The sequence below is a fragment of the Bacillus sp. H1a genome (assembly GCF_000633475.1).
GTDB lineage: Bacteria > Bacillota > Bacilli > Bacillales > Bacillaceae_G > Bacillus_A > Bacillus_A paramycoides.
On sequence record NZ_AYMH01000041.1, the window covers coordinates 86,606 to 111,269 of the forward strand.

The following is a 24,664-nucleotide window of genomic DNA, read 5'->3' on the forward strand; positions in this document are numbered from 1 at the left end:
ATGAGGAGTGACACATACCCATCAACTTAAGAAAAATAAAGGCTCAAAAAAAGAAAAAATGAGCCGAACTCTTATGAATAACTGTGAAAAGGTAAAATTTTTGTTATGGGAGGTTTCTCAAAATCTTAGCTTGATGGTCATGGGATAGTGCCACACAGCCATCAAACTTAAGAATTTTATAAAGCCCCAAAACAAAAAAAATGTACATTTTCTCCTGGAGATGTCAATTTTTTCGGTTTGGGGTATTTGCTTTTCTTAGCTTGATGGTGATGGGGGGTACCCCTTAACGCACAGGTAATTGATTAAATGTGTCTAATGTTAAATGATAATATAGCTATTTAATTTCTAAGCTATAAACGCAGTAAACACCGTCCGAATAATCGAAGGGTGTTTACAATAGTTATTTAATTTTTTTCTATGTCTACTAACTCCCTCAAAATCAGTCACAATAAAGATGTTTAAAAATAGCCCTTATGCAACTAGAGGTATCGGCTAGGTGCAAAACAATAGATAAAAGAAATAGATTTCAATTTCCTTACTACCTAGTTAACAGTTTTTATTATGACTTGATCAGTGCCTTTAAAGCACTCGTATTATTGCTTGTCAAAACGGGAATGAATTCAGTTATTTTTTCAATATCCCAGTCCTACCACTTAATGATATTGAGAATATCAATTGTTTCCTCGTCAAATCTATAACGTATTAATTTAGCTGGATTCCCTCCTACAATTGAATAAGGCGGAACATCTTTATTTTAATTATCATAAATTATGGATTTATGAGGTGTTTTTAATTAAATCTTATTTCAAACCAACAAATGTTTCGATGTGGGACTAATTGCCTAATGCATATTATAATGTTATTAATATGTATTGGTGGTGTGATGAATGAACAAATTAGAAAAATGTTCTAAAGTCTTTGTAATGTTTTTTATTTTGCATGTTATATTTCTTATGTTTTCTCCAAATAGAATAGTAGGTAGGTCAGCTATCCAAAAAGATGACATAAAATTGTACGTATACGCACAAGCCACTACGGGAGCACCTCAAAAAATAAGTAAGAGTGATTTAGCTATATTAAAAGAAAAAATTAAAGATACATACCCTAATGTAAAATCTACGGACATTGAGCTTGAAGGTGACACACCGTTCCATCATGTTGATGATCCAGCTTATATCGGAGAGTTTACTGTATACGGAAAAGTTATAGGTACAACACTAAATGAAACATCGAGAGAAAATACAGTTGCGGTTTTAAAAGTTTCATACTAGGATATGCCAATGATTCAATACTGGTTTTATGAAAGCTCTATCCCAAGTCTATCACTTGCAATTTTGTCTCCATTTTTATTCATTGCACTTAGTATCCTTTATGCAAGACCTAAGAAAACTGACCAACGGTAATAGGCGGTCTTTTTACGTTTACGTATATTCACTTTCTAGTCTAATACTTTATTTTATGGATAGCGGAACAATGCGCAATAGTGGGGTGGGGGCTATGTTAATGCACACTGTTCCTTTATTCAGTAGTTAAATAATAAAATTTCACGTACCTTATATAATATTAAAATTACAAATTCAGAAATAGGGGAATTCCAACTTAGAAAGGCAATTAACTTTATTACCAGCTATCGATGATAAGAAAGTGCAAAAGGAAGTAATAAGCGTATTAAAGGAATATAGAGCACTCAAGATGCGATTCAGTAATGAAGTGGAGCAAGAAGGAATCAGTTTGTTTCCTGAGTTACGTGATTCAAGGAATACGAGTAAATGGAAGGTGCAGCAGGTAGAGAAGGCGCTTAATAACTTATTAATAGAAATTACACATTAAACCAGTGAACATTCTAAAAAAACAAACATATGATAAAATCGTGGGACAAGTTATCATATGAGGTGAGACTTGGAGCGCCATACTTATTCTTGAAGAGTACCTAATGGAGGGTACTCTTATTTACTTAATAAAATGGACATTTGACTTGATATAACCCTAAGTTGACCAGCGGTTGTAACCCCTTTTATAAATTGGATTCTAGAGATATATTTAACATGGGCATATAAATTTTCATTTAAAGGGGTATAAGTGAAGATGCGAGAAAAAGAACGCTTAAAGCAATGGAGAACAGATCTACAACAAGTTATTTTGGAAAAGTCTAAAGAGAAAAGAGAGAAAAATAAAAAATATAGTATTCCTGATAGATCGTTTCAATTCATGACTAGCAAGGATATCTATCACAAAAAGAATGGGGTATGGAAACAAGGAAATAAGTAAAAATGCTTTTATTAAATTTATAACTACTATTATAGGCGCTGTCGTAATCTGGATGGCGTCTTGTTTGTTGTTAATGGATGATAAGGGGTGAAATAGATTTGCAATTTGAAGATTAAAAATGAATATTATTACTTTAAAATGCAGAACATAGACTAGTAAACAAGCTGTTTTTAACTTTTAATCATAGAATATGATGAATTCTATTGTTAAGAGGAGGTAAGCATATTTATGGGATGTAATGATAATTTCAGACATTCTCGAGATTGTAATAGATTTTGGGATGATTTAATGTTTTGCAGACGCAGAAAAAGAGATTGTGATGATCGTCGTCGTAGACATCACCATCATCATGACTGTGATTGTGATGATCGTCGTAGACATCACCATCATCATGACTGTGATTGTGATGAATGTCGTCGTAGACGTAACCATCATCATAACTGTGATTGTGATGACCGTCGAGATTGGTAAATTCCTATTGGAGAGTGCTTTGAAGAAAAGCGCTCTTTTTTTGTACATGGATTTTCTGGTTTTATTTGTTGTTAAGGGTAAAGCACTTTGAGAATCTTTTGAAAATAAAGACTATTAGTTAAATAAATGGTATAATTTTCTTGTTAATGGAATTAAAATGAAAATATAGATAAATGAAGGGGATAAGGTAATTTGAATGGAGGATTCTAATCATAGAGAAACAAAGGCTATATTAAAGATATGGTTTATCTATATACCACTCGCATTAGGGAATTTCATTTTTTCAAGCATTATAGGTTACTTCAAAAAATAAAAATTAAGATTTTGCATAGAAAAAACAATTAATCTATTTAATTGTTTTTTTATTTTTCCCTAACAAAACAAACGAACACAGCGAATGAAAATAGAGATAGTTAACAATATGAAGTTTATGCAGGAAATAACGGTGTCTTAAGGTGAAAATAGCGTAAAATCAACGATGTATAAAAGTTGTTGTAAGTGTAAGTTTTCGAAAGTGTAGCAAACGTTGATATGACGGCGTATTTCCTAAAATCCTTGTTTACATAAGAAATCATTATAGGTATTTGTAAAAAAAGAGCGGAATAAATCTCAAATCGAAAAGAATACTTATGTTATTGAGACGGAAGAAAAAATTTAGAAGTTATATTTTGAAATCTGTATTAAAATCACATTTAGCGGAATGCTCAGCTAAACCAAGTACAATATAAAAGTACTAAAGGAAACACTCTATTTCGACATCATAAACAATCAAGTTTTGTGAAAAATACAATATATTTAGTCTTAAGCGATTAAAGTTAACTGTTTTGTATCAAAGTGTATTTATATACTGGATATGTCCTATAAGCAATCATGTAATCAATATTAATATGTATAGTTGAATGTATCTGAAACTAAAAGATATTGCGACTGATGAAAGGTAAAGTGAATGACGTATTTTGTTAGATGAGAATAAAAGTTAATATGAAGAGGTGAAAAACAAACACGTTGAAACTTCGCACGAAATACCAATTTTACGAACACTAAGATGGTTATATAAAAATCTAATACGGTATCTAGGGCTTTCCAGTTCATGTGCATAGATTTTTGTATTGGTATACATCTATGTAATTCATATTTTATATGAAAATAATCAAATTCTGAATTACTCACTAGCAATCTTTATAGTGAATTGCATTTTAATTTATACGAGTTTTTCTAGTGTTGATCTAATTAACTCCTGATAATCATGATTAAATTAACCAATTCATATTTTATAACAACTTTTATACTGTTTTCATGTATTCATTTTGTATGAATTTATTTATAAAATTGTTTTATCTTACATACATTTAAATGCGATTTTTGTACTAGTTTTACTAGCCTAATACAAATTTATCACTTGGTTATCTATAATTTTTATTAGAATAACTACACTATCTCATTCAATTTCGAGTATATTTTAGCATCCCATAATTTAATTATGTAAATAAGTTTGTGTAAAAATTGAATTTAATGCGAACTTGTGTTCGAGTCTTTTTTCTGTTATAGTATATATGAGGTGATTTTTATGGATTACAGCAAGCAACGTCAAAAATCCGTACATCGTAAGAAATTATACGAGAATTTAAATGAAATGCCCTTTTACATAGAAGAATTTGTGGAGTACAAAGAATTGCATGATGCCTCTCCCTCCACCCTACTGAATTATGTATATGATTTTAGAGTCTTCTTTAATTGGCTATTATCTGAACAAATTATTGAATTTAAGCCCATTAAAGACATATCCTTCTCTGATTTGGAGAATTTAAAGAAAAAAGATGTTGAGAACTTTATGAGGTTTCTAAAGCTACAACAAAACATGCAGAATTCCTCTGTTAACAGAAAAATTTCAGCCTTAAAGTCTTTATTTAAGTACCTTACCTCCCTATCAGAGAATGATGATGGAGAATGTTATTTTTATAGAAATGTAATGGCTAAGATTGAAATACATAAAGATAAAGAAACATTAAATGCCCGTGCAAAACGTATGAGATCTAAAATATTTCATAATGATGACGATCAAGAGTTTTTGAATTACGTTAAGTACGAACATGAAAAATCTTTAACAAAACATCAGTTGTTCTATTTCCTAAGAGATAAAGATCGTGATGTAGCTATCCTATCCCTCTTTCTTGGTAGTGGTATTCGTGTAAGTGAATTGGCCGATCTTCGTATGGAAGATATAAACTTAAAAGAAAGACTAATTGATGTAATCCGAAAAGGAAACAAAGAAGATTCAGTATGGATTACTCCAATTGCATTGAATGACCTTGAAAAGTATATGGAAATTAGAGATAACAAATATGCTCCAGGGAAAGAATTAAAAAATGTATTTTTATCGAAGTATAAACATACTGCACAGCCTCTTTCGGTTAGGGCTATCCAAGATATAGTAGAAAAATATACTAAGGCCTTTGGTAAAAGAATGTCTCCTCACAAATTAAGACATACCTTGGCAAATAAATTATATATGGAAGAAAAAGACTCGTTACAAGTGATGCAGCAACTTGGACATACCAGTCAAGATACAGCTTTGCTATACACTCAACTTGGGGAAACAACTATTAAAGATAGTTTAGGCAGAATAGGGAAAAATAAATAATAAAAGGTTCAGCATATGGATTGCTGAACCTTTTATTATTTGATTTAATTTTTAATTTTATTATGTAAAAAATACATACTTTATCTTTCACTTTGTTTGGTATATGAATGATGAAAATATTAATAAAATATTTGAAAAACTATCTTTTATTTGAATGTAGATATATAAATTCGCGAATTTCTGTTAGATAACCACGATTACCTGTATACCATGGCTTATTCCATTCTCTTTTGAGAAATATTCTGGTTCATCTCCATTACCTTGCTTCATATGAAATTTTTGCATGCCATTTGTTAGTTTAAATTCAATAAAATTATTTTTTTCAAGATCAAACTTCAATTCGTAAATGTATGCTTGTCCTTCTCAAAAACTGCAAAGCAGAAAGGCACCTAAGTAAGGTGTCTTTTTGCAAAAAACATCTCCTCATCTTTGTTTAAATAATTTAAGATTTTGCGATACCTACATCACTAAATGCTTTTTTAACAACTTGTTCTGTGTTTTGGGGCATTTTCCCTTCGGTTATAAGTTTTTTCGCGGCTTTTAGAATTTCTTCAAAAGCATCCTGGAAACCAGAATTTGGGCGAAGATGCGGCCATGCATTGTACCATAAGATTGCAGCATTATCTGTTCCTATTTCCATAGACACAAGAAAAAATGCTTTATTTGGAATACCGCTGTTCGTATGCACGATATAACTTTGTCTTTGTTCTTCAGTCTCAAAATCAAGATTACTACCATCATCATATCTATCCATGCGATTAGGTTGAGAATCATGATCGTTTGCGGTTCCTGGTTCTTTCATTGAACGAAGGGCTTTTCCAGGAAATTTAGGACCAATAATTTTGTCACCAATTAACCAATCGGCATTTTGAGCATTTTGACCCAAATGATATTGTTTTATTGCACTACCGATACAATCAGAAAAGCTTTCGTTAAGGGAACCAGGTTGATCATGATATTCGAGTTTACATGTATACTGTGTTACACCATGACTCATCTCATGGCCTATAACATCAATTCCTGCTGTAAAATCTATGAAAATTTCACCATCACCATCACCGAAAATCATCTGCTTTCCATCCCAAAATGCATTCATAAAATGCTCTCTATAGTGAACGTTAAAAATAAGATCCAGCCCTAGATTATCAATAGAATTACGATGTAATACTTTTTTATAATATTCTAAAATGACTTGTCCAGCATCATATGCTTGATTCACGTCCTCATCATCCGTAGGTGAATCCCCCTCGTCTCGAACTAATTTATGCTGAGGTTGTTCCGTATGTTGACAATCATAAACATGTCTAGTAGCTTTATGCTCTCTATTGTTCTCCAGTGAAGACTCCATTATTTCTTGACTTTTGATTATACTCTTTCTTTTCTCATGAATTTTTCTAGTATGTTCTAAGCTTTTTTGGGCTTTTTCGCTCCCTTTTTCTGCAAGCTTTTCCAATAAGTATTCTGGAACAATACTTTCAATTTTTCTCATAATAATCATTCCTTTTCTATAATAATAGGTATTTTATATCCAAAAGAACTCATTTTAGTTATTTTTTCCCATATTCTTATCCGGAGGGAATAAAAAAAAATATCTATGGATTGGTTAATAGCAAAAATAACTACTCTAATAATAAATATTACTTCCTATATTTCTCTGCAAATTTTTATTCGTAATGTACACCATTATAATTTACAAAACCTACTGGGTGGTGCGTGAAATGTATGACTGGATCTCCTGGATTCCCAATTCCTACTTTTACATGTGTTTTATCAACATATTCCCCTTGCAGTTCGATTTCTGCCCCTTCTTTTAAGTCTGGAATTGGATTTTTCAATCCTAATTTATCTCCAAAACGAATTGCACAGAAGGCTTCATCTTCTACTAAAGATTTTGGTGCACCTTTTATATCAATAACTTGAATATTATTAATTAAAAAATGCTGATGTGTTCCGCCTTCTGAATTAGAATCATCTTCTTCAACTAATTTTATTGTTGCTTTTACATGCACAATTGGACCATGAAATGAAAGTGGATTTCGATGATGCTCCATAAAATGATCTGCTAGCGTATTACCAAAATGCGGATGTCGTTGTAAATGCTCACTCATAGTTGTTCCCTCCAACTCTTTGTTATACTCACTTTCCTTATTGTTTACAAATACACAATAATTATTACAGTAAACACTCTCGTATAAATACCTAGGAGATTGGCTGTTAAAGAAATAATAGTTTATTTTACAAATTTGATGATGGAGTCGCTCCAACAATTCGTGGATTCAGTCTGCTAAGCAAATAAAAAAGAACAACCTCATAAAAAAATGTGGTTTGTTCTTTTCTATTACAATATTTCATTATATATTTTTATAAGCTTTTCAAAAGCTTTAGGATCCATTTAATCTTTTAGATCAAGAATAGATTAAATGCATTTTTTCACCATATAAATGAATCTATTATTAAGATAATTAAATTTAAAATTCACCTATAGATTCCCTTGATAACTTAATTTCCCTTGTTGAATCAACTGATGTACTCGATAAGCTAAATACGTATCCTCTATGCACTGCTTACTTTTCCCATTACCTCTCCAATAACACGGGATGCAATTTGATATTCACTCGATGTATTTTCTTAGATTGCTGTATCATAATAATCTTCAGAGACAGCAACTACTTTGCCGTCTAATAATATTCTCAACATGTCTTTTGTTTGAGACCATTTTCCCAACCATTTATTAGCTCTTTAATTTTTATATCAGAAATTTTTTCATCCTAAGAGCATTTAAAATCAATTTTGGAGGCATTTCAGTTACACTCCATAATACATATGAAGTGTCTCTATCTTGTACGTCACTCACTTTATACTCTATATGACGACTATACTCAGTAACGTTTACTTCTTCAAATTAAATATTTTTATTTTGTAGTAATAATATTAAAAATCTCAACCGAATATCATAAGATACGGTTTTAGCATGACACAAAATAACTCTACTATCATTAAGAACTTCGGTGGTAATTGATGAATTACATGAGCATTACATTCTTGCAAGATTATTGTTTTTCTTAGAATAGGAAATTCGGCTCATTTTATTGGGAGCTTTTTATGTTTTAACAAAATAAACCAAACTTTAAATTTTTAATAATTATATACAGAAAAACCATAGAACTTAATTACTTCTACGGCTTTTATTTATCTATATTTTTATAATAAACTTGAATCCATATACCATTTGTAATTCATCTTGCCCCTAATTTTACCCCTAAATACCATAATAACTTTTTTACTAAACTACAAAAAATAGATTTGAGCTAATGGATAATAGCTTTTTAAAATACCTAAATAATCCATACCTTGATCAGCAAGGTATTTACTCCCCCATCTACAGAAGTATTCATTTGAATAATTTCTTATTCCACTACTATATTCGATTAACATTGGTTCAGCACTATACGGTTTTGCAATGTATTGATTAAATATCTCATCAACTATCTCATCAATTTCAGAAAAAGTACTTCTACCATAATTATAAGATTGATCAAACAAAGACGTGCTACTGATTGTAAATCCTCTTTCCAAATAATGCTCATTATATATCCGATTTAATACAAAAGATGTTATACAAATTATATTAGCCTTAAGAGCTTCTTTGGGCCATGTTGGGTAAAGCTCTGAAGCAGCTACGTTTTTTATATATTCCTTAAATTCCACTTTATATCTTGGAGCTAATTCATTAGGATTCCCATCATGAACTATAATGTATTGAGGTATGTTTAAGTAATTTGCATGTTGAGGAAAGTGAGAAAACCGGGGATAGTTTGACTGAAGTTGTCTTTCTAAATAACATTCAGTTAATGCATGTTGAGGAACATCAATCGTTTCAATTAATTGACGTTCTCCTGTTCGATAAACAGGGAGCATTTCCACTCTTTGTTTTGCTGTAGTTTCTGGAAAGATTTGTACACCTCTAACTATTTTAACACCATAGTTAGGTGCTTCAATTGTAAGAATATATTCTGTATAAGGTTTAGGTCCTGAAGGATTATAAGAATATTCTTTAGGAGGCGCTGGTAGAGAAATGACACTTGTTAAACCAATGTCATTTGTTTGAAGTGTGGCAATCACTTGACTACTATCATCTTCCTTACGAATGAATACCTTTGCACCCTTAATTGGTTTATCTGTATTCATTTCATAAACAGATACAATTAATTTACCAGTTGATACCCGATAAGAATCCCGTATATCATAATAAAGTTGTCTTTCATTTAAAAATGGATGTGGTTGATAATATAACTGCTGTCCTAAATTCAATGGATAAGAATAATATTCATACAAATCTATTCGTCCTCCTTCTATGCCTGGTTATTTAATTACTCCTTGTTGCTTTTAAATCATTCACTAATTAAGAAAATGGATAATATCTATTATTATTGTAGAATGATTGTGTCTGCTGATAAACGGACGAATTTGTCATATTTGTCATGGAAGAAGGATAAATAGACAATGGATTTTGATTTTGATTTTGAGAAGGCGCTTTTGTATTAATATTTAGTCCTGTATTAGTGTGCTGTGGAATTGAATTACTAGTTAAAGATGTTCGGGAAGTTCCCATAGTATATTGTATCGCTTCAAGGATTATCCATAGTTCTTTACGCACTACTCCTGTAACAGTAAAACTTTTTATCTTCTGAAATTCTTTCACTGATGTTTCAGTTCCAAGTCCAAAAAATCCATCTAATTGACCTTCGTAAAAACCATAATCCTTCAATAAATTTTGTAATTTCCTTACAATTTCTCCTTGACTACCATTCTGCAAAATAGGATAAATACCAGGGAGATTTGTAACATACACATATATATCATTCATTTTATTCCAAGTTACCTCATCGACAACCCCATTTTCAGGAATTTGGAACTGTCTTTGAAAAGCTTTAACTGCATTTGCTGTACTTGAATTGAACGTACCGTTTACTCTTACTTCAGGAATATCTGTATATCTTATTCTTATATGGAATAAGTATTTTTGAATGGTTTCAACAGCAGTATTTTGATCTCCTTCCTTTAAATTTTTTCCCGGGAATGATTTAATAACTTGTATAAATTCAGCTAAACGGATTTCAATGTCTTTATAATAATATTTTAAAATATCCAAATAATTCATTCCTTTTTCTGCTAGGCAGAATGTTCCCCATTGATATAGCATGCCTGGTCGTTTTGCAAATAGGCACGTTTGTTTTTTACCATCACGATATTGCGTAAAAAACGGTGTATTTTCTCCATGCTTTGCAAGATATTGCTTAAAAACCTCATCCACCGCATCATCAGTATGTTCAAAAGTATTTCTCCCATGAGTATACTGTTGATCAAACTGTGTACTACTTGTGATGGTGAACCCTTTCCCTTTATAAGGGTTTACATAAATACGGTTTAATGTAAAAGTCATTATGCAGAGAGCATTGGCTAACAACGCTTCTTTTTTCCAAGTCGGATAAACCTCGGAAGCAAGCACGTTTTTTATATAATCTTTAAATCTCATCTTATAATTTCGTGCGGGTGCATTGGGATGACCATCATGAACGATAATAAATTCAGGTATTACAATATCCTTATCGCTATCTTCTCTTGTCTCTTGTTGTGCCTCAAGTTCTTTTTGTTGTTCCTGTTGGGATTCTTGTTGGGGATATTGTCCGATTAATGTATGTTCCGGAATATCAATTATTTCAACAGAATCCCGTCCTTCCGCCCCGCTAATGGGTATAAGTTCCATTTTTTGAATAGCAGTAACATCTTCAAAAATTTGTGTACCACGCAGTACTACAGGTGCATAACCTGCAGCTTCAATGGAAATTGCATATTCTGAATACGGTTTAGAACCTAAAGGATCGGTCGCATTCTCTTTAGGGGGCGTAGGCAATGCAACTGTATCAGTTTCACCGAATTCATTCGTATATAAAATAATACCATCACTTTGTCGGGAAGCTAAAATACGCCCGTCATTTGTCATTTTATAAATTGATACTTTGACACCCTTAATCGGTCTTTCTGTGTCTTTTTCATATATTTTTGCAAATATTTTGCCACTTGGTTGCCGATAAAAAGCTTCCTGCCCTTCATCACTCACTCTTGCTATAGAATTTGGTGGTTTAGAACTCCCTGAAAAATATGGATGAGAATTATACAAAGTTATCTCTCCTCTCTATAAATCCTATTTATAATAAAACTCTCGTATTTAAACAAAATAGAAAAAGGCCCTTTATCCAAGATATTATGCTCAATTCTATTTTTTTGAAATCATATAATTGCCTATTTTCTCTAAAGATTCTCGAGAATTCTCAAAAAGTACGTATGGACAGCTCTATTAATACCTCACCATCTTCTGCTAATCTATCCGAAATATCCCTTCAATCCAAAAGGTTAATATTGTTATACTTTTGCTGCATACTATAAAAGTTAAATAACCTTATTTACAAAGATAATTTTATGTAATTCAAATCTATACATGCCTATTACAAAGAAAGTTATGAATTAAAAATTTAAGTTAATTTATAAAAGACTTTTTGTGAATTACTCCTTTAAAATCTATATTTAAAAAATAACCAAAAACTACTTACAACTATTAAATAAAGTAGCTTTCATTTTATGACAAAAATAATCAAAAAAAGTTTAATTTTTGCAAGCCATGTAAATACAGCAGAAAATATTGACCACTATTTCTTTTAGGGAGCAATTTCTAATTGTAATTTTAATAGAAATGATTTTATTCTTTTACGATTAGTACCAGTCATATTAAAGTTCAAATCAACTATAATAAGTAACAGCATTCTAAAATCAAGGGGGGGAATATGGAGAATTTACCCACTATTAAATTTGGTTCTACAGGCTATTATGTAACAGTTCTCCAATTAAATTTAAGCGGTTTGGGAGTAAACTACGAAAAACTTGCTATTACCGGTTTTTTTGATGAAAAAACAAATAAATGTACAAAAATTTTTCAAGAAAAAACTAAATTAAATCCAAATGGAATAGTAGAAGTTAACACTTGGAAATCATTGTTTGAGAACGTAATATTAATACAAAAAAGACTACAATCTAAAGGGATTTATTTTGGACAACTTGATGGAATATTCGGTGTATCAACTACCCAAGCCACACAAGAATTCCAAAAAGAGCAAAATTTATACCCTTCTGGAGATATTACACCTAGAACACGCCACAAATTATTTAATCCCAATTCTCAATCTGAATTTTATACTAGCTCTAATCACTTACACTCCTTGCACCCATATGTGGAGATGTTGGCTAAAGAGTTTCTTGAATTAACAAAGGCTAATGGTTTAGATGTTCGAATATATTCAGTGTTTAGGAGCTGGAGTGAACAAGACTGGTTATTTTCTTTAGGAAGATGGAAACCGGGTAAAAAGGTTACAAACGCTCGAGGCGGGGAATCATATCACAATTGGGGATTAGCCTTTGATGCTGCACCTTACGAAAATAACTCTATACCTTGGGGGAACATCAAAAAATTCAAGCAAATGGGGTATATAGGAGAGAAACTTAGTTTAAATTGGGGTGGGCATTTTACTAGCATAGTTGATTATCCGCATTTCGAATATTCTTTTGGATTAAGTACTTGGGATCTGCTTAACGGTATTAAGCCTCCTATTTTAGATATATAGCTTTTCATGAAACTTAAATCACATCAAAATTTCTTCTATTCACAAAGAAAAGAGCATCCGCCCGGATGCTTTAATTGTTCATTCTAAAAGGTGAACGACCAATTATATATTTATTATCAGAAAATCCAACTATACCATCCCTAGCTAATCCAAACGAAAAACTCCAGACAAAAACAATCTGAAATATAGAGTAAACACTAATACCGCTTAAGAAAAATACTAGGATTGATATAGTAATATCTTTTAGGGGTAGCGTCACATCGTTATCAACTTAAGAAATTAAATGTTCCCCAAAACGAAAAAAATGACCTGAATTCTCATGGACACATATGAAAGGGTGAAATTTTCGTTTTGGGGGCACTTCAAAATGTTAGCTTGATGGGTATGTGGCGGTATCCCATGCCCATCAAGCTAAGGAAATTAACTAAATGTGCCATCCTTCTATTCATATTGCATGAAGGATAGCACATCTTATGTCTAAGCTTACTAATATTACACAATTACGTTTGCTAGGTGAAGAATTTAAAAGTAAATTTTCGATTCCATACTTACAGCTACTAGCATTTTAAATAGGAATGATTCACTGAAAAAGTAAATGTAGAGTGCAAGACCTTGTTCCATTATGCGATTTTTCAAGAAAGAAAATAGCCATAGTAATTCGGGATGCACCTTTCATATGTAATTTAGTAAAAATAAAATCTCACCGTTTATGAGGAGCCAACTAAATACCTATTCGTAATGTTTACCATTATAATTTACAAATCCTACTGGATGATGCGTAAAGTGTATGACTGGATCTCCTGGATTACCAATTCCTACTTCTGCATGTGTTTTATCAACATACTCTCCTTGCAATTCGATTTCTTTCCCTTCTTTTAAGTCTGGAATTGGATTTTTTAAGCCTAATTTATCCCCATAGCGAATGGCACAAAAAGCTTCATCTTCTACTAGAGATTTTGGTGCACCTTCTATCTCAATAACTTGAATATTATTAATTAAAAAATGCTGATGTGTTCCACCTTCTGCATTAGAATCATCTTCTTCAACTAATTTAATTGTTGCTTTAACATGTACGATTGGAGCGTGGAATGAAAGTGGATTTCGATGATGCTCCATAAAATGATCTGCTAATGTATTTCCGAAATGTGGATGTCGTTGTAATTGTTCAGCCATAATGATTCCCTCCATAGTTTAGATAAATGTTTACTTTCTATATTGTTTACAGATACACAAAATTTATTAGTATAAAAAAATCATATAAACTCTTTTACACAGATAGCGAGGCTATCATATTTTAAATATAATCCAAGTCAATCTTCTCTCAAGATTCCTTCATATCATGAAGTTTTTGAAAAAGGCTGCCAGTTAATTGATGTTTACCGCCTGCCCGTAGTATATCTGAAAGTTGTTTTATATTTTCCAATCCGAATGTAGGAATTGATATGTTCTTTAAACTCTTCATATAATCTGGTAGTAACATCCGTAGGGCAATGTCCATTCGAATTTCACCTGCCCGTATTAATGTTTGAATTTCACTATCATGGAAACCGTCTAAATCTGTGCGAAGTCCCGCTAATAATTTTTCGATATTTTCTTGATCTGAAGGAGGTGAATAAAAATGGTAGTCTGGTATGGAAACATTGTCAGTATAAAAAGGATTGTTGTTTGGATCTAATAAAGTTTGAATAGGCTTGCTAAGAATGAGTTGTAAGCCTGGATACGTATCAGGATCTAGATTACGTAGCATTTTTCTTCTTAATATTACAATTTGACTATTAGATGTATCCAAAATGCGTTTGTTTAATTCAAGATGTGTTGGTTTTTCATTTTCTTTCCACTCTTTTTCAGCGGCAGAGGCATCTAACACCAAGTATATCTCATCGGGATTTTTGGGAATGAATTTCATAGGTTCTTTTCTATGCTTTGCCAGATGAGGATAGCTATGTTTAGTATTATCGGATACTTCTTGATCTGATAGTATCAATGGTTCAGTTCCAATATTATCGAAAACGCCTCCGTCTGAAAACCAAAGGGTGTCATATTTTTTTAATGAACTTCCTTGCATGCGATTTTCTGGGTCGCTAAAGATTCGATCTGCTACTGATAAGGAAATGGGAGCAAATAATAACGGAAAAGCTGCTGAAGTAGCCACAGCATAAGAAACGGAAATGTCATCGATATGACTTGTTTGTCCTATATATGTACCATACATATGATCATTTGAAAAATAAAACATTCGCATTGTATCTAAACAAGTTGTATTACAATACCAGGTGATCGGAAGGTTTTTTAATTCCTCCATTCGGACTCCTTCACAAAGGTATTCATCAAGTAATGTCGGAAGTGCATGACTACATTTCTCCCGAAGAGATTTCAAAGATAAAACTTGTTTTGTAAAAGAATTTGTAATCAATTTTGTACGAAGATCGATTTGTCCTAATTTAACTAAGGGAGTAATCACACGCTCTTCAAAATCCATTACATTTCGAAATTCACCGCCTTTATATAAGGCAAGCATAATAGCTGCAGCAGTGATACTACCTCCGGAAACAGAACTGATACTGGATACATGTTTGTCTAACTTACATTCAACTAGCCGTTTATACCCCCCTAGCGCATAGAATGAAGCCCGAAATCCACCACCGGAAAATGCTAATTTCAGTTTTTTATTCAAAACGAATTCCCTTCTTTCATTACTCAAATCTGTACATTTGAAATAATCTCCAACTGTAGGAGCAAGTATGCAGTGCGTTGTATTTATTGGAAAAGTGCTAAGAAAACTTCACCTTCAAAACGCATACCAGTCATCAAGGGATAAGTCTGCTTTTTTTCGGAAACGTAAACTTTGAATCTGTTTCGAGAATCAACATTACGATTAAATCAAGGGGACGGGCTTAATTCAAAAAAATAAAACCCGTTAGGGTTTATTTCGGATGCAAATCATTAAATTCCCTCACATAGCCCTGAGAAAAAGAAACAACCTCTACTATAATTGACGTTGTATGAGCTTAGCTTGATAGCAATGTGTCGAGACCCCTAACTTATATTTCAATTTTTCGATTAATAATTAAATATGCCCAAGGAAAACATATTGAAACCGCTTCAATTTTTATTGTCTTTTACAAAAAGATTGCTATAGACTCACTGTATTTTGAACTGATAACATAAAAAAGAACTAATAAACGGTAGGGGGGGAATATGTAACAATGAATTCATCAAAAGTAGCTTTTTTGCCAGTATTAAGTAACTCTTTTGTTGTTATTTTAAAAGTTGTTATTGGTATATTTACTGGTTCAGTAGCTATTCTTTCCGAAGCCATTCATTCCTCTTTAGACTTATTAGCTTCAATCATCGCTTTCTTTTCTGTCCGAATTTCAAATAAACCAGCGGATAAATTACATCCCTATGGACATGGAAAAGTAGAAAATATTTCTGGAACAATCGAAACATTACTAATTTTCATAGCTGGTTTTTGGATTATTTATGAATGTGTCCTTAAATTGATACACCCCGAACCAATTCGACTCCCATTTTTAGGAATAGTTGTTATGTTGATTGGAGCACTCATCAATTTTGTAGTATCACGAATGGTTAACAAAACTGCTGAAAAAACAAATTCTATTGCAATGAAATCTAATGCACTACATTTACTCACTGATGTTTACACTTCCTTAGGTGTTGCAATTAGCTTATTTCTAGTTAGTCTAACTGAATGGAGTTTTCTAGACCCAATCATTGGAATTATTTTAGCTGTTTATATTATGACTGAAGCCTTCAAATTAATGAAAGAGTCCTTTCCCCCATTAATTGATGCGTGTTTATTACCAGAAGAAGAAGAACAAAAAATCATAAAAATTATAGAATCTTATAAAGATGAATATATTGAGTTTCATGATTTTCGTTCAAGGCGTTCAGGGCCAACTGAATACATAGATTTTCATCTTGTCGTTTCATCTCACGATAACATTGAAACAGCACATGAGTTATGCGATCGGATAGAGCAAAATATTAAGAAACAATTTGATCGTGCTCACATACTAATACATTTAGAACCAGAACATGAAATTTTAATATATTAACTTGAAAAACCATTGAAATTTTTAAAGTAATTAGAAAAAAGAACGCTTATAGGCTTATCACCTTCCCACTTTCTATTAAAATGAAATTTTTTTTATAGCTTTAACTATCTTCTTAAACTCTAGACTATAATAGTAGAAATAGCTTGTTTGTAAATTAATTGTTGTTTATTATGGGCCATTACAAGAACAGAGTATGTATCCATTGAAAGTATTTGTCCTCGTATCGGGACACCACTTTTCAAAAATATAGTAACCATTCTTTCCGTATCTATTAGTTCTTTATACATATCTTCCTGTATCATTTTCATATATTTCCCTCCCCGTTTAAATCGTACCATATTTTAAATATTAATATCATTGGATTAAAGTGATTATTACTTGAAAAACTAATAAGTAAAACCCTCCTACAAGAAGGAGGGCTCTAATCTTTCATATATATGAATCCAATTTTATGATTTTGAAAATAAAGGTCTTATGTTTATCCCTAAAACCGTTATATACATATTAGAAATGAATTTATTTTACTAATAATGAATATTCACCATTTTTATCATCAAATTTATACACATTCAAATAATACTTCCCTGGTTTCGCTGCGTATTTTCCCTTTATAGCATTTCCTTCATCTTCACCACAAGCTACATAATTTTGCATGTCTGATTCATGATAAAGTACCCATGTCATCCCAATATTTTGTTCATTTATCACAGAAATATCTACTTCTTTCGGAACTGTAACATCAAATGTATAAACATCTGTTTGATCAGGAGTAATCAGATTTCCTTTTACAAGCGTATTAAACGGGAGTACCTTCTCCTCTTCAAGGGATCCACCTGTTTGCGGATCTTGTTTTACAGTAACTTTTGCTTGTTCTTTACTTTCTTTTCCTCTACTATCTTTCACTGTTAGTTCCACAGTATATATTCCTTTTTCTCCATATACATGGGCAGGATTGGCTTCTGTACTTGTTGTCCCATCTCCAAAGTTCCATAGATAAGAAATAATTTTTCCGCTTTCACTTTCTGTACCATCACTATGGAATTGAATTTCTTCATTTACTATCCCGCTGTATGGTCCATTCATATTTACTATAGTAGTTGTTTTTTCTTTTTCCTCTGTCGCAACACCATGGAAAACAATATCATATTCAAACTGATTGGCCGCATTCACACGATAGTTAACAAAATAGGCTGTAACTGTTTTATAGCCGCTCCACCCTTTTTGGGATAACTGCTCCAAAGTTTGATTTACTTGTTTACTCATCGTTTTCCAATCTTCAGACTCACCTTTTGATGTACCACCTGTGTACGTGCCTTCCACCGTAAATGTGTTAAAGAATTGCGACTCATGTTTTGTAATTTTTGCATCTTTTATATTTGCTACATCTACAATTTCTTTCTTCAATTCAGCTAATGGCTTTGGTGCGTGTTGTATTAAATAATCATTTGTTACTTGCGGTACATTGTATTTATCTTGATTATCAATCAACTGCTGCATATACGTCTGATATTCTGTATTCAACTGTGCATCTTTACTTAATGATTCACGATACGCGTCATAATTTTTCACATCGTTTGCACGGATTAAATCCTGAATCTTATCAAAGGTTTCAAATTGATGATTATATAAATAAGACTGTAGTGCAAAGGAATAATTATAAAAATCCCATGATCCATATTTTGCGAACAAAGTTTGCTTTGCTGTATAACGGCTTGCTGGATTAGATGATAAGCCACTTATAATACTTTTACGTGGCACAACATTATTTGTACGTGTAGATCCTGCAAAAAATTCTGCATTCCCTTCTTGGAACCAAGTTAATCGTTCATTTTGATACAGTTCTCCGCTCCCAAATAAACCAGGAACCTCGTACCTTCCTTGTAAATAATGTGTGAATTCGTGACGGAATAACTCTTCTAGACTATAAATACTCTGCTTTGGCGTACGCTCATATGTAAAGAAAGTCCCCTTCTCTTCAATATAAATCCCACCGTTGTTCGTTTCATATCCATATAACTGTCTATTTAATTGATATTCATCCGGATTATTATAAATTACAATTGTCAGTACATCATCTGCGTTACCTGGTTCTAGTGCTTTATCATTTCCAATTACACGGTGATATTGTGCTTTTACTTCTTTGGCTGCCCAATATAACCTTTTAATTTTTTCTTCTGTTACTTTATCACCTGTCTTAAAGACAATAGATCCATCATCAAATGTATATGTTTTAGGTAAGTATTGTTGTTTCCCTACTTCACGCGTTTTTTGTAAATCTATTGCATTTCCACTATAATCTTTTCCACCATAGTTTGTTTTAATTTGCTCTACCGCTACAAAATAAGGTCCACTTAGACGAGGATACATGCTCATCGCTTGTGTAAGAACTTCCAATCCTTTGTTTGGATTACTATGAAATTTCCCTAAACGTCCTGCATAATAAATACCATTATTAATTAGCCAACTATTTTCAGTTGTTATATTCTGTATGAGAGCAATTCTACTAACCTCATTTATAAAGTTATCAATCTTTCCATACCACATTGTTGCATTAGGCTTTTTATTCGTCTCCTGCAAATAAGACTGTATATCATAATCAATCCCTTTTACGATTTCATATACAGCTTGTTCTTTCGCATAATCATTAGCGTGCGTAGAAAGGTTATCATTATACTGTTTTAAAATATTTGCCGCATACTGTACTGTTTCAACATCACTAGAAGCATTACTAATTAATTTTCCATACGCAACTACTACTCTATCTTGCTCAGCTGTACCTAATGTAAAGTTTGGATTTTTTGCAATTGCTTTTAATGATGGTAAACATTTATCATGGAAGCTTCTCTCTTTTAAGTAACTTATTTCATTATTATAATATCCCACATAAAAAGCAGAACGTAATATTTCAACAAATGTTTCAATTCCCTTTGAGTCCTCTTTCGTAAAGGTTCTTCCTCGTTGTCCTAATTCATTAATGATAACGTTCATGCGTTCTTTATTTTGATAGAAAGCTTTCGTATCTTGATTAAATTGGAATAAATCAGTAATTTGATTCCAAGAAATTCTCGATAGCGTATCAATGAATTCGCTATCAGGCATTTTATTCAGTTCTGCCAGAGTGTAGTTTTGCTTTACTTGACTTTCATCATGCTTCATAACCAGAGTAGGTCGTTGTGAAAAATCGCCTACTTTTAAACGTTCTTCAAAAGTCAATGTTTCATCCGCTTTTGTAGCATGTGCAATTTCATCTTTTAAAGTTTCTGTCCCAATTGGTTTCATCTGTAACATATTATAGGGTGCTTTTTCTTCTGCTGATACTTGTGTTTGAATACTTCCAAATGATAATGCCATCGTACTAATACCAATTATCATTTGAGTAAATTTTAAATTCTTGTTCATAACATTTCCTCCATTTATATATTCCACCCAAAAATATAACATTTTATCTTAATAAAGTATTATAAAATGTATTATTCCATATTATATTACATGTATTTCTGTATAAATAAATATTAAATAAGATATTATAGAAGATTCCTTCCTCAATTTGTGTGAAGGTGTGATAGCGCCAGCAAATAGGTGGGAGATAAATGTCGAAAAAAGATAAAAATGATTTATTTATTTTTGTTGATTTTAAACAAACGTTATCATAGAATGTTTATGTATAATAAAACAAAACAACTAAATGTTTGGTTAATTCTTTAAAAAACTCTAAGGAATGTTAATAGCAATTAAAGCATAGAACCAGTACGAAAAAGATGCCTTCATAAGTGACAAACTAAAAAAATTGAAAACGAAGCATTATTAGCCCTTGAAGAAGAGTTACAACCATATGAGGAACAAGATTAAAACCAAAAATAGTCTTAATTAGGAGGGAGAAATTATGGAACAAAGAAAGTATCCAGTAACACCTCAAGATCGAATGAATTATATACTAGGTCTTTATTCTGCAAATCAACAAATTAACGCCGTTCTTTATTTTCCTATAGGTATATCAAAGGAAATGCTTGAACAATCAGTAAGGATAACGTTACAATTACAGCCAGTTTTGAACAGCCGTTTTGTAGAAAGTGATATTCCTTACTGGGAGGAACATTCATCTAGTACTAAATCAATGACTTGTTTTTTTGCAGAAGGAAACGATCAAGAACTTGAAATGATGGCAATAGATTTTATTAAGGAACCTGGAGATTATATTCAGGGGCCAATGGTTCAAACAAAATTATTACAAGGCACTACAATAAATATTTTAGTTGTTAAATTATCACATCTTTGTTCAGATGGTGCAGGAGTCAAGGAATATCTTAGTTTACTTGGAGCAATATATACTCAACTGTCCCAGGGGTATTCTAAGGATCAAATTATAAAGGAATTTGGCACGGGGAATGAGAGTTTTCGCGATCAATCACCTGTTTTCAACTATGCTGGAATATCAGACGTAAAAAGTGCGTATCGTCCTAGCCAAGAACAACAAGCATCGTTATGGTCTTTTCCATGTCAACCGAACGAAAATGCATACCCAAAAATGTCCGTACGGCGGTTGAGCCATGAGCAAACTCTACGTCTAACCCAATGGACAAAAGCACAACAGGCCACCTTGAATGATGTCATTATGGCTGCATACTTCCGATCTTTATCACATTTCACTGTGTATGCAGAACCTCGCACTGCAGAAAAAATGATCGGTATAACAATTGATTTACGCCGATATCTTCCCAATCATACAACTGGTGCTATTTGCAATTTATCCGGTATGGAAATGCCAGTGATTAAAATGGAAGATAATGAATCATTTAATCAGACTCTAGTTCGAGTCAAACAATCAATGGATAAAATAAAATCTCAAAATCCAGGTCTCTCTTCAGCCGCAGGAATGGAGTTACTGGCAGGTCTAAAGCTATCTGAGGTGAAAGAAATGTATAAAAAGCAATACGAACAGGCTTTACAAATGGGGATGGCGTTGCCGTTACTTACAAATTTAGGGGTGATAGCAGATGAACCTATTAAGTTTGGTGAAGTTCTAGCCGATGACGGGTATATGACATCACCTATTATGTATTCCCCATTCTTTACAATGGGGGCAAGCTCTTATAATGGAAGACTTACATTTACGATTGGTTATCATACGCCTGATACATCAAAAGAAAAAGTAGAGCAATTTTTAGAAAATGTGGTCAATCAACTATCATACTTGTAATAGGAGTATCACCCCACACCCAACAGGTTAAGTTTATATAAGTTTAATTTTACGTGAGGCATTTCTTTTTTCTAAGGTTCCAGTGTAATCTCATTATAGATTTGCATACCAAATAAACCCTATCAGGTTTCAATTTTTAGATTACGCTACATGATTGTAGGACATGGAAAAGTTGTATTCAAAGTCTAAGATATCAAAGGCTGTTTTCTATGGTGTTTGCGTCCACCTTTCTGTAAGGGATTGTATAGACGAAACTAACCAATCTTTTTTTCAAAATGGAGTCTTTTGGTTTGTTGCTAAACCAAAGTAGGAGAAATAATTCTGATCAAACTGTAATTCAAACTTACAGAGATAGATATCGCTGTAAGTTTGAATTACACTCATCTTGCATCAATAGATTCATACAAAAATACCATCCTTTCTGTATATTTCTACAAAAAGAATAGCATTTTTTGTTTATGTGGATACAAATTTATCTTAACTGGATAGAAATGGTTCTGTACCTCTATTATTTGATGTGTACAATATAAAAAGACCCACTTCTTCATTTCTAGTTTCTCATTAATCTAACATACATATAGGATAGAGAAAAAACTAATTAAATAAAAAGTGGGGTGAAGATTAAATTTGTGAACTTTCTTTTTTGGCAATCTCACTTCAAATATTGTTCTTGTTACATTACTTTCAACAGAAATCGTCCCATTATGCTGTTCGACGATGTTTTTTGCAATAAATAATCCAAGACCTGTACCACCCTGTTGCTCCGTTCTTGCTTTATCACATGTATAAAGCATATCAAAAAGATAAGGTAAATCTTCTTCTGGAATACTATCTCCGTAATTAATAATTTGTACGATAACCTGCCCATGATCAATGTACCCGTTCATATCAACAAATTGTCCGTTATTTCCGTATCGAACCGCATTTGTTAAAAGATTTTCAAATACTCGAGTCAACAAATTCCCGTCACCGTTAATATATAAATGAGAATCAACATTCAATCTAGCTTCTAAATGATGCTTCTCCAATAGTGGATACAATTCCTCATCTAGCTGGATAAGCAATTCACTTATATTAATTGTTTTTTTATCTAACTTTAGCATGCCATAATTCATTCGCGTAATTTCAAATAACTCATCAATTAAACTTTCAAGTCGCTGCGATTTCGTAAATGCAATCGTAGAAAAACGTTTTACCTGTTCCCTCGTTAAATTCTCCTCTTTAAGAATTAAATCTAAATACCCTAAAACAGATGTTAATGGCGTTCTTAAATCATGTGCTAAGTTAACAACGAGCTGATCTTTACTACTTTCTGCAAAATATCACCAAACTCATCATTTGATGAAATATGTACCTTTTTTGTAAAATTACCATTAGCGAGATGATCAATCCCGTTTGAAATTTCATCAAAATACTTTAGGTATGGTTTTGTTAAAAAGAAAAAATAAAAAGACCTCATCTTTGATAAGTATCTTTGAATGAGGTCTTTCTATTATAAAAAATGGTTAACTTCTACTGCCTTAAAAGTGTTGTACATTCATTGACCTTAAACAATTAGATCAAGTTAGTTCTGTTACACGAACCTCACATTTAAACCTTTTTAACAAATTCAGATTTTAATTTCATAGCTCCAAAACCATCAATTTTACAATCAATATCATGGTCTCCATCAACTAAACGGATACTCTTCACTTTTGTACCGATTTTTACCACTGATGAAGTTCCTTTTACTTTAAGATCTTTGATCACTGTTACAGAATCGCCATCGTTTAAGATATTTCCATTCGCATCTTTAATTACCTTTGTATCTTCACTATTTTCAGTTTCTGATTCTAAAGTCCACTCATGGGCACATTCTGGGCAAACAAAAAAATTTCCATCTTCGTAAGTGTACTCTGAATTACATTTTGGACAATTAGGTAAATTAGACATATTTTATATTCCTCCACTTGTTATTATTCATTCTTTATATAGCCTTTTAAAAATTTCTTTTTATAATTTCATAAGAATAGCAATTTTAAAGTTAAAATTTATGAAGCTGCCCTTATATATGTTTTAAGAACCTATTTTTATCGCATATCTTTCAATTTCTTAATAATCATGTTCGGAGTTGCCCATTCATCACGGTCAAAGTCAGAAATAGACACTTCGATGTTTAAACGTTCTTGAAATTCTACTAATAAAGATACTGTAGCAAAAGAATCTAGAATTCCTTCTTCAAATAATTGCACATCTAGGTTCTCTTTTACGATATCATTTTCACATACTTCTTCTAGCACATTTAATACTTGATTTTTAAATTCAGACATTATTTATTCTCCTCTATATCCAT

The 24,664-nt window shown here is 32.0% G+C and carries 19 protein-coding genes and 2 pseudogenes; 8 read left to right on the forward strand and 13 right to left on the reverse strand.

All coding sequences use genetic code 11. The features are described from left to right. Positions 1-887: 887 nt before the first annotated feature. The 5 genes and pseudogenes from U860_RS31745 to xerS all read left to right on the forward strand — a co-directional run bounded on the left by U860_RS31745 (position 888) and on the right by xerS (position 5,380). On the forward strand, positions 888-1,271 hold the full coding sequence (locus U860_RS31745) for a hypothetical protein (protein WP_033795457.1): 384 nt from the start codon (positions 888-890) through the stop codon (positions 1,269-1,271). Between the two features lie 358 nt (positions 1,272-1,629). Continuing rightward, positions 1,630-1,812 (forward strand): annotated as a pseudogene (locus U860_RS0118690) (ArpU family transcriptional regulator); the annotation flags it as partial. A 273-nt stretch (positions 1,813-2,085) separates the two neighbouring features. Continuing rightward, the gene (locus tag U860_RS0118695) at positions 2,086-2,268 is read left to right on the forward strand and encodes a hypothetical protein (RefSeq protein ID WP_025149703.1); all 183 of its coding nucleotides are present in this window, start codon (positions 2,086-2,088) and stop codon (positions 2,266-2,268) included. A 228-nt stretch (positions 2,269-2,496) separates the two neighbouring features. After that, positions 2,497-2,739, forward strand: a complete 243-nt coding sequence (locus tag U860_RS33735; protein ID WP_081806796.1) for a hypothetical protein — start codon at positions 2,497-2,499, stop codon at positions 2,737-2,739. Positions 2,740-4,306: 1,567 nt separating this feature from the next. After that, a complete protein-coding gene (gene xerS / locus U860_RS0118705) occupies positions 4,307-5,380 on the forward strand; it encodes a tyrosine recombinase XerS (RefSeq protein WP_025149705.1) in 1,074 nt (357 codons plus the stop codon). Positions 5,381-5,822: 442 nt separating this feature from the next. Here xerS and U860_RS0118715 read toward each other — a convergent pair whose 3' ends face one another. From U860_RS0118715 to U860_RS0118730, 6 genes are all read right to left on the reverse strand, one after another. Beyond that, positions 5,823-6,869 (reverse strand): M4 family metallopeptidase, encoded by a 1,047-nt coding sequence (locus tag U860_RS0118715; protein WP_025149706.1) that lies wholly within the window; start codon positions 6,867-6,869, stop codon positions 5,823-5,825. Between the two features lie 175 nt (positions 6,870-7,044). After that, positions 7,045-7,488, reverse strand: a complete 444-nt coding sequence (locus U860_RS0118720) for a hypothetical protein (RefSeq protein WP_025149707.1) — start codon at positions 7,486-7,488, stop codon at positions 7,045-7,047. 371 nt (positions 7,489-7,859) lie between these two features. Further along, positions 7,860-7,991, reverse strand: a complete 132-nt coding sequence (locus U860_RS36875) for a DUF3658 domain-containing protein (RefSeq protein ID WP_327915338.1) — start codon at positions 7,989-7,991, stop codon at positions 7,860-7,862. Between the two features lie 17 nt (positions 7,992-8,008). Beyond that, on the reverse strand, positions 8,009-8,077 hold the full coding sequence (locus tag U860_RS36880; RefSeq protein ID WP_275887063.1) for a hypothetical protein: 69 nt from the start codon (positions 8,075-8,077) through the stop codon (positions 8,009-8,011). A 591-nt stretch (positions 8,078-8,668) separates the two neighbouring features. Continuing rightward, positions 8,669-9,715 (reverse strand): SpoIID/LytB domain-containing protein, encoded by a 1,047-nt coding sequence (locus U860_RS0118725; protein ID WP_025149708.1) that lies wholly within the window; start codon positions 9,713-9,715, stop codon positions 8,669-8,671. A 67-nt stretch (positions 9,716-9,782) separates the two neighbouring features. Further along, entirely contained in the window at positions 9,783-11,561 is a 1,779-nt protein-coding gene (locus U860_RS0118730) for a peptidoglycan-binding protein (RefSeq protein ID WP_025149709.1), read from the reverse strand. 661 nt (positions 11,562-12,222) lie between these two features. Here U860_RS0118730 and U860_RS0118735 point away from each other — a divergent pair. After that, positions 12,223-13,056 (forward strand): peptidoglycan-binding protein, encoded by an 834-nt coding sequence (locus U860_RS0118735; RefSeq protein WP_025149710.1) that lies wholly within the window; start codon positions 12,223-12,225, stop codon positions 13,054-13,056. Between the two features lie 729 nt (positions 13,057-13,785). On the opposite strand, the gene U860_RS0118740 is transcribed toward U860_RS0118735, so the two are convergent. After that, positions 13,786-14,229 (reverse strand): hypothetical protein, encoded by a 444-nt coding sequence (locus U860_RS0118740; RefSeq protein ID WP_025149711.1) that lies wholly within the window; start codon positions 14,227-14,229, stop codon positions 13,786-13,788. A 148-nt stretch (positions 14,230-14,377) separates the two neighbouring features. Next, entirely contained in the window at positions 14,378-15,730 is a 1,353-nt protein-coding gene (locus U860_RS0118745; protein WP_025149712.1) for a patatin-like phospholipase family protein, read from the reverse strand. Between the two features lie 532 nt (positions 15,731-16,262). Here U860_RS0118745 and U860_RS0118750 point away from each other — a divergent pair. Continuing rightward, on the forward strand, positions 16,263-17,135 hold the full coding sequence (locus U860_RS0118750) for a cation diffusion facilitator family transporter (RefSeq protein WP_025149713.1): 873 nt from the start codon (positions 16,263-16,265) through the stop codon (positions 17,133-17,135). Positions 17,136-17,254: 119 nt separating this feature from the next. Here U860_RS0118750 and hfq read toward each other — a convergent pair whose 3' ends face one another. After that, the gene (gene hfq, locus U860_RS0118755) at positions 17,255-17,443 is read right to left on the reverse strand and encodes an RNA chaperone Hfq (protein ID WP_025149714.1); all 189 of its coding nucleotides are present in this window, start codon (positions 17,441-17,443) and stop codon (positions 17,255-17,257) included. 208 nt (positions 17,444-17,651) lie between these two features. Beyond that, a complete protein-coding gene (colA, locus tag U860_RS0118760; protein ID WP_025149715.1) occupies positions 17,652-20,534 on the reverse strand; it encodes a collagenase ColA in 2,883 nt (960 codons plus the stop codon). A 484-nt stretch (positions 20,535-21,018) separates the two neighbouring features. On the opposite strand from colA, the gene U860_RS0118765 reads away from it, so the two are divergent. Beyond that, entirely contained in the window at positions 21,019-22,332 is a 1,314-nt protein-coding gene (locus U860_RS0118765) for a condensation domain-containing protein (protein ID WP_025149716.1), read from the forward strand. Positions 22,333-22,898: 566 nt separating this feature from the next. Here the strand turns inward: U860_RS0118765 and U860_RS31750 are convergent. The 3 genes and pseudogenes from U860_RS31750 to dltC all read right to left on the reverse strand — a co-directional run. Then, positions 22,899-23,779 (reverse strand): annotated as a pseudogene (locus U860_RS31750) (ATP-binding protein); the annotation flags it as partial. Between the two features lie 143 nt (positions 23,780-23,922). After that, the gene (locus U860_RS0118775; protein ID WP_025149717.1) at positions 23,923-24,264 is read right to left on the reverse strand and encodes a zinc ribbon domain-containing protein YjdM; all 342 of its coding nucleotides are present in this window, start codon (positions 24,262-24,264) and stop codon (positions 23,923-23,925) included. Between the two features lie 137 nt (positions 24,265-24,401). Further along, entirely contained in the window at positions 24,402-24,641 is a 240-nt protein-coding gene (gene dltC, locus U860_RS0118780) for a D-alanine--poly(phosphoribitol) ligase subunit DltC (protein ID WP_002175210.1), read from the reverse strand. Positions 24,642-24,664: the final 23 nt, after the last annotated feature.

What these genes read in the sequence shown, in the direction of transcription:
- U860_RS0118765 (WP_025149716.1), top strand. Translation starts at nt 21,019, where the DNA reads ATGGAACAAAGAAAGTATCCAGTAACACCTCAAGATCGAATGAATTAT.
- dltC (WP_002175210.1), bottom strand. Translation starts at nt 24,641, where the DNA reads ATGTCTGAATTTAAAAATCAAGTATTAAATGTGCTAGAAGAAGTATGT.
- U860_RS0118735 (WP_025149710.1), top strand. Translation starts at nt 12,223, where the DNA reads ATGGAGAATTTACCCACTATTAAATTTGGTTCTACAGGCTATTATGTA.
- U860_RS0118740 (WP_025149711.1), bottom strand. Translation starts at nt 14,229, where the DNA reads ATGGCTGAACAATTACAACGACATCCACATTTCGGAAATACATTAGCA.
- U860_RS0118695 (WP_025149703.1), top strand. Translation starts at nt 2,086, where the DNA reads ATGCGAGAAAAAGAACGCTTAAAGCAATGGAGAACAGATCTACAACAA.
- colA (WP_025149715.1), bottom strand. Translation starts at nt 20,534, where the DNA reads ATGAACAAGAATTTAAAATTTACTCAAATGATAATTGGTATTAGTACG.
- U860_RS0118750 (WP_025149713.1), top strand. Translation starts at nt 16,263, where the DNA reads ATGAATTCATCAAAAGTAGCTTTTTTGCCAGTATTAAGTAACTCTTTT.
- U860_RS0118720 (WP_025149707.1), bottom strand. Translation starts at nt 7,488, where the DNA reads ATGAGTGAGCATTTACAACGACATCCGCATTTTGGTAATACGCTAGCA.
- U860_RS33735 (WP_081806796.1), top strand. Translation starts at nt 2,497, where the DNA reads ATGGGATGTAATGATAATTTCAGACATTCTCGAGATTGTAATAGATTT.
- U860_RS0118715 (WP_025149706.1), bottom strand. Translation starts at nt 6,869, where the DNA reads ATGAGAAAAATTGAAAGTATTGTTCCAGAATACTTATTGGAAAAGCTT.
- U860_RS0118775 (WP_025149717.1), bottom strand. Translation starts at nt 24,264, where the DNA reads ATGTCTAATTTACCTAATTGTCCAAAATGTAATTCAGAGTACACTTAC.
- xerS (WP_025149705.1), top strand. Translation starts at nt 4,307, where the DNA reads ATGGATTACAGCAAGCAACGTCAAAAATCCGTACATCGTAAGAAATTA.
- U860_RS31745 (WP_033795457.1), top strand. Translation starts at nt 888, where the DNA reads ATGAACAAATTAGAAAAATGTTCTAAAGTCTTTGTAATGTTTTTTATT.
- hfq (WP_025149714.1), bottom strand. Translation starts at nt 17,443, where the DNA reads ATGAAAATGATACAGGAAGATATGTATAAAGAACTAATAGATACGGAA.